Here is a 5,869-nt window from a genome sequence, read left to right on the forward strand (position 1 = left end):
GCATTACTATTTTTACCTTCGACAACAGTAATGATGTCGTTGATGGAGAGTTGGGAAAAGTCGTCATTGGTAATTGTCCCCGTCACTGCGGTAGTTGTCCCTACTGTATAACCAGTCCCAGAAGTAAGAGTTAAGGCGACCGTTTCATCACTTTCAACAGTAGTATCAGCAGTGGGGTCAACTGTTACAGTCGCCGTCGTAGCATTAGCCGCGAAAGTGACAGTATTGTTAGTCCCTGTACGAGTGTAGTCGGTATTGAGAGTAGCTGTCCCTCCGAGGGTGTAATTGACAGTCAAGGCGTTAGTTGTTACACCAGTACGGGTGAAAGTATAAACCAGATTATTTGTCCCGTCTTCGGTAACACTTCCAGGAGAGACCGCAAGAGTAACATTCGTATCATCATTAGCAATTGTTCCTGTAACTGCGGTTGGTGTACCTATTGTATAACCAGTCCCGGTCGCGAGAGTTAAGACGACCGTTTCATCACTTTCAACAGTTGTGTCAGCAGTTGGGTCAACTGTTACAGTCGCCGTCGTAGCATTAGCTGCGAAAGTCACTGTCCCAGTTGTACTGGTGAAACTTGCTGCACCGGTTTGGGTGTAATCTGTGTTAAAAGTAGCTGTCCCCCCAACTGTATAGTTAGCGGTTAAGGCGCTAGTTGTTACACCAGTACGGGTGAAGGTATAAATCAGATTTGTTGTCCCGTTTTCGGTGACACTTGCGGGAGAAACTGCTAGGGTGACACTGGTATCGTCATTGGTAATTGTTCCCGTGGCTGCGTTAGGAGTACCTATCGTATAACCTGTCCCGGAAGCGAGGGTTAAAGCGACGGTTTCATTGCTTTCAACAGTAGTATCAGCAGTGGGGTCAACGATTACGGTAGCAGTAGTAGCATTAGCTGCGAAGGTGACAGTATTGTTAGTCCCGCTGCGAGTGTAGTCGGTATTTAAAGTCGCTGTCCCTCCGAGGGTGTAATTGACTGTTAAAGCGTTAGCTATTACTCCGCTACGAGTGAAGGTATAAACCAGATTACTTGTCCCATCTTCAGTAACACTTGCAGGAGAAACAGCAAGGGTGACACTGGTATCGTCATTCGTAATTGTTCCTATAACTGCGGTAGTCGTACCTATCGTATAATCAGTCCCCGCAGTGAGAGTTAAAGCGACGGTTTCATCGCTTTCAACAATTGTGTCAGCAGTGGGGTTAATTGTTACAGTCGCAGTCGCTAAATTAGCCGCAAAGGTTACACCTGTGGGAATCGAAGCGTAATCGGTTCCATTAGTTGCTGTCCCACCAATACTATAGTTAACTGTCAAAAGATTTGTTGTTACTCCACTACGGGTAAAGGTGTAGATGAGATTACTTGTCCCGTCTTCAGTAACACTACTAGGAGCAACCGCAAGAGTAATACTAGGAAGTATGACATCATCATCAGTAATCGTTCCCTGTCCTTGATTATCGGCTAAGGTGACGTTACGACCATTGGTTTGTAAATTACTAAGATTGACGAAGAAAGTCTCGTTAGCTTCAACTTTAGTATCGCCATTGACAGCAACAGTAATCGTCTTAGAAGTTTCTCCCGGATTGAAGGTTAAGGGAGTAGTAGTAATCGCCGTATAATCGTTATCTGCTGTGGTAGCGGTTCCATTGGCTGTGGCGTAATTAACCGTTACTGCTGTATCAACTGCATTAGAAAGAGTGACAGTAAATACTGCATTAGTTGTCCCACTATTTCCTTCGGTAATTGTGACATCGCTAATCGAAATAAGTGAATCTAATTCAATTTCAATGATGTATGCAATTGGATTACCACCGATAATAGAAGTATCATCATTAAGATCATTCCAAGTTTTAGCTGTAAAATTATTATTTCCACCACCAAAAAAGTGAATGTAATCTTCACCAAAATCATTATTATCTAGAGGCTGTTGATCCCCATTAGCACTTACTCCCCAATTAGTATAATTAAAAGGTTCACCTGATACCCATTGCCATCCCCCATTAGGTTCAGGACTATTAGGAGGTTGAAATCCACCAATCCAAGGACCGCGTGTATCTATACCAAGATTTTTCCAGGCTGAAGAATTACCAGAAAATAAACTACTGACAAAATTATTTTCTTCAGCAGAAGTAATTGTGACTAAATATCCACCAAGTGCTTCTGCTTGAGCTTTTGCTGTGTTCCAAGAAATACCATTTGACTGATAGATAACTTTATAATAATGACTATTCCCACCTTCTTCGCTTTTCCATTGAACAGTGCCAACAATATTGGCACTGTCATCGTTATTAATCGTTCCCTGTCCCTGATTATCAGCTAAGGTAACGTTACTGCCATTGGCTTGTAAATTGCTGAGATTGAGGAAAAATGTCTCATTGAGTTCAACTTGGTTATCGCCATTTACGGCAACTGTAATCGTTTTAGAAGTTTCTCCCGGATTGAAGGTTAAGGTGGTGGTAGGAATAGCGGTGTAATCGGTTCCGGCGGTGGCTGTACCGTTTGCGGTGGCGTAGTTGACGCTAACAACGGTACTGGCAGCACTAGAAAGGCTAACGGTAAAGACCGCGTTAGTGGTGCCGCTATTGCCTTCGGTAAGGGTTACGTCGTTGATGGAAAGAGAAATCGGGGGTTGAGAAACATCGGTAATGGTGACGGTGGCGGTGGGGTCAGCATTGAGGAGGACTGAGACGTTGTTGGCGAAATAGTTCGCCGCAGCCAAATCGGATTTGCCGTCGCCGTTGAAGTCCCCTACCGTCACGGAAAGGGGACTACTCCCCACAGTAAAGTTAGTGGCGGTGCCAAAACTGCCTGTACCGGTTCCTAATAGCACCGAGACGTTGTTGCTGTTAAAGTTCGCCACAGCTAAATCGGATTTGCCGTCGCCGTTGAAGTCCCCTACCGTCACGGAAGCGGGAAGACTCCCCACAGTAAAGTTAGTGGCGGTGCCAAAACTGCCTGTACCGGTTCCTAATAGCACCGAGACGTTGTTGCTGTTAAAGTTCGCCACAGCTAAATCGGATTTGCCGTCGCCGTTGAAGTCCCCTACTGTCACCGAACGGGGACTACTCCCCACAGAAAAGTTAGTGGCGGTGCTAAAACTGCCCGTGCCGGTTCCTAACAGCACTGAGACGTTGTTGCTGTTAAAGTTCGCCACAGCCAAATCGGATTTGCCGTCGCCGTTGAAGTCCCCTACCGTCACGGACACGGGACCAATCCCCACGGAAAAGTTAGTGGCGGGTCCGAAACTGCCCGTGCCGGTTCCTAACAGCACCGAGACAGTGTTGTTGCTGTTAATGTTCGCTACAGCCAAATCCGATTTGCCGTCGCCGTTGAAGTCTCCTACCGTCACGGAAAAGGGAAAACTCCCCACGGAAAAGTTAGTGGCAGTGCCAAAACTGCCCGTACCGGTTCCTAATAGCACCGAGACATTGTTGCCGTAACGGTTCGCCACAGCCAAATCGGATTTGCCGTCGCCGTTGAAGTCCCCTACCGTCACGGAAGAGGGAGCATTCCCCACGGAAAAGTTAGTGGCAGCACCAAAACTGCCCGTGCCGGTTCCTAATAGTACCGAGACGTTGTTGCTGCCACGGTTCGCCACAGCCAAATCGGATTTGCCGTCGCCGTTGAAGTCCCCTACAGTCACGGAAATGGGACTACTCCCCGCAGCAAAGTTAGTGGGGGGGGTAAAGCTGGCGTTAGAGTTGGCACCAAGGATATAGTCTCCCCCCGATGTCAGGTTGACTTTGACGGTTTCGTTGGGGTCATTTACCGCATCCGTTACCGCGACCACGTTGAGAGTAGCGGTGGTGGCTCCGGCGGCGATGGTGAAGGTGTTGGCGGTTACTGCGGTGATATTTGTGCCAGCAGTGAAGGAATAGTCGGCGAGAATGGTGGCGGTACTGCCTGTAGTGTTGAAGTTGACTACTATCCCACCCGTAGGCGCGGGGGTGTCTAGGCTGATGATAAAGGTGCCGACGGTTCCCCCTTCTACGGGGTTAGTGCCGGGGGCGATGGTGATTTTGGGGGTGGTATTGAGGATGACTGAGACGTTGTTGCTACTCGTTATCTTGGATATAACCAAGTCGGTTTTGCCATCCTGGTTAAAGTCTCCTACTGTTACAGAACGAGGATTAGCTCCCACAGCAAAGTTAGTAACAGTGCCAAAAACCCCAGTACCAGTACCCAACAGAACTGAGACGTTGTCACTGTTAGAGTTCGATACAGCCAAGTCAGATTTGCCGTCGCCGTTGAAATCCCCTACAGCCACGGTAAGGGGAAGACTTCCTACGGTATAATTTGTGGCAGTACCGAAACTACCTGTCCCTGTTCCTAAAAGAACTGAGACATTGTAGCCGTTTCGATTCGCCACAGCTAGGTCTGATTTACCATCGCCGTTGAAATCCCCTACGGTTACGGAATGGGGATTAGCTCCCACAGCAAAGTTACTGGTAGTACCAAAACTACCTGTACCTGTTCCTAAGAGGATTGAGACGGTGTTGCTAGTCCAGTTCGCTACAGCCAAGTCTAGTTTGCCGTCGCCGTTGAAGTCCCCTACTGTTACAGAACGAGGATTAGCTCCCACAGCAAAGTTACTGGCAGTGCCGAAGCCACCTGTTCCTGTTCCTAAAAGGACTGAGACGTTGTTGCCACCTTGGTTCGCCGTTGCCAAGTCTAGTTTGCCGTCGCCGTTAAAGTCCCCTACGCTCACAGAAAAAGGAAGACTCCCCACAGCAAAGTTAGTGGCAGTGCCGAAACTGCCCGTGCCGGTTCCTAATAGCACCGATATGTTGTTGCCGTAAAAGTTCGCCGCAGCCAAGTCTAGTTTGCCGTCGCCGTTAAAGTCCCCTACTGTCAGAGAAAATGGACTATTTCCCAAAGTAAAGTTAGTGGCGGTGCCAAAACTGCCCGTACCAGTTCCTAATAGTACCGAGACGTTGTTGCCGTCACGGTTCGCTACGGCTAAATCCAATTTACCGTCGCCGTTAAAGTCTCCTACCGTCACGGAAAAGGGACTACTCCCCACAGTGAAGTTAGTAGGGGTACTAAAGGCCATTTCCACACTAATCGCTTGCCCATCAACGGTAATAGTCGCCGCGTCATTTTCCTCTCGTATCGCCGCGATTTGCTCCTCTGTCAGCACTTCTCCCCGCACCAGCGCCGAAAATAACTGCCCCTCATCCCCCGGCGTATCGCTGCTGTTGATTTGCGCGTCGATAAAATGCCCAATTTCTTCTAATAACACCGCTTTGAGGGTGGTAGCGTCCCCCGAATCAATCAGCGCTTGAGAAATATAAATCCTATTGGTACTGCTGGAATATGCGCCGAAAATCCCTGAATTGCCAAGGTTTTTAACTGTAATAGGGGGAAGTTGACTAAAATCTCGACTTTGCCACTGCTGTCGTAATTGCGTCGCTTTAACCACATCATAACTTGTGCCAAAAGCAGTTTCTAAATTTGCCCAAAACCCATCAGATTGAGCGAAATCGAACAAAATATCGTAAACAGCAGGAAGGCTCGGCAACAGGGTAGAAGTCATGACATTGAACGCAAAGGATGACTGGTGCTATTTTATGCAAAAAATCGCCAATCTTTCAAGGGTGCTATGACAAAAATTAACATTTATACAAGAAAACGGGCTTCTAAATAGGCGTTTGCAGAAACCCGTTTTCTAAAGAAGTTCTAGGATTGGATTTTTGCCAAAGACTGCCTAAATTCTGCGAGAGAATTAGCGGTAGCTGCTAATTTAACAATCTCTTGTAATGTAGATAGTACCGAAACTTTATTCAGGTATTGTTCCACATCTAAAGGAACTTCACCTAAGCGAGCTTGCAAAACTGTTTTGACAAAATCACGAGCATTTTCTAACGC

At 47.4% G+C, this 5,869-nt stretch carries 1 protein-coding gene and 1 pseudogene; both read right to left on the reverse strand.

What is annotated here, in order from left to right; translation table 11 throughout:
• A partial coding sequence (locus IM500_RS01815; RefSeq protein WP_287737520.1) for a beta strand repeat-containing protein occupies nucleotides 1-5,537 on the reverse strand: 5,537 nt, incomplete at its 3' end.
• 143 nt (nucleotides 5,538-5,680) lie between these two features.
• A pseudogene (locus IM500_RS01820) lies at nucleotides 5,681-5,869 on the reverse strand (hypothetical protein); the annotation flags it as partial.

Origin of the sequence: Microcystis sp. M179S2 (assembly GCF_020245805.1) — a bacterium.
In the GTDB taxonomy this organism is placed as follows: Bacteria; Cyanobacteriota; Cyanobacteriia; order Cyanobacteriales; family Microcystaceae; genus Microcystis; species Microcystis aeruginosa.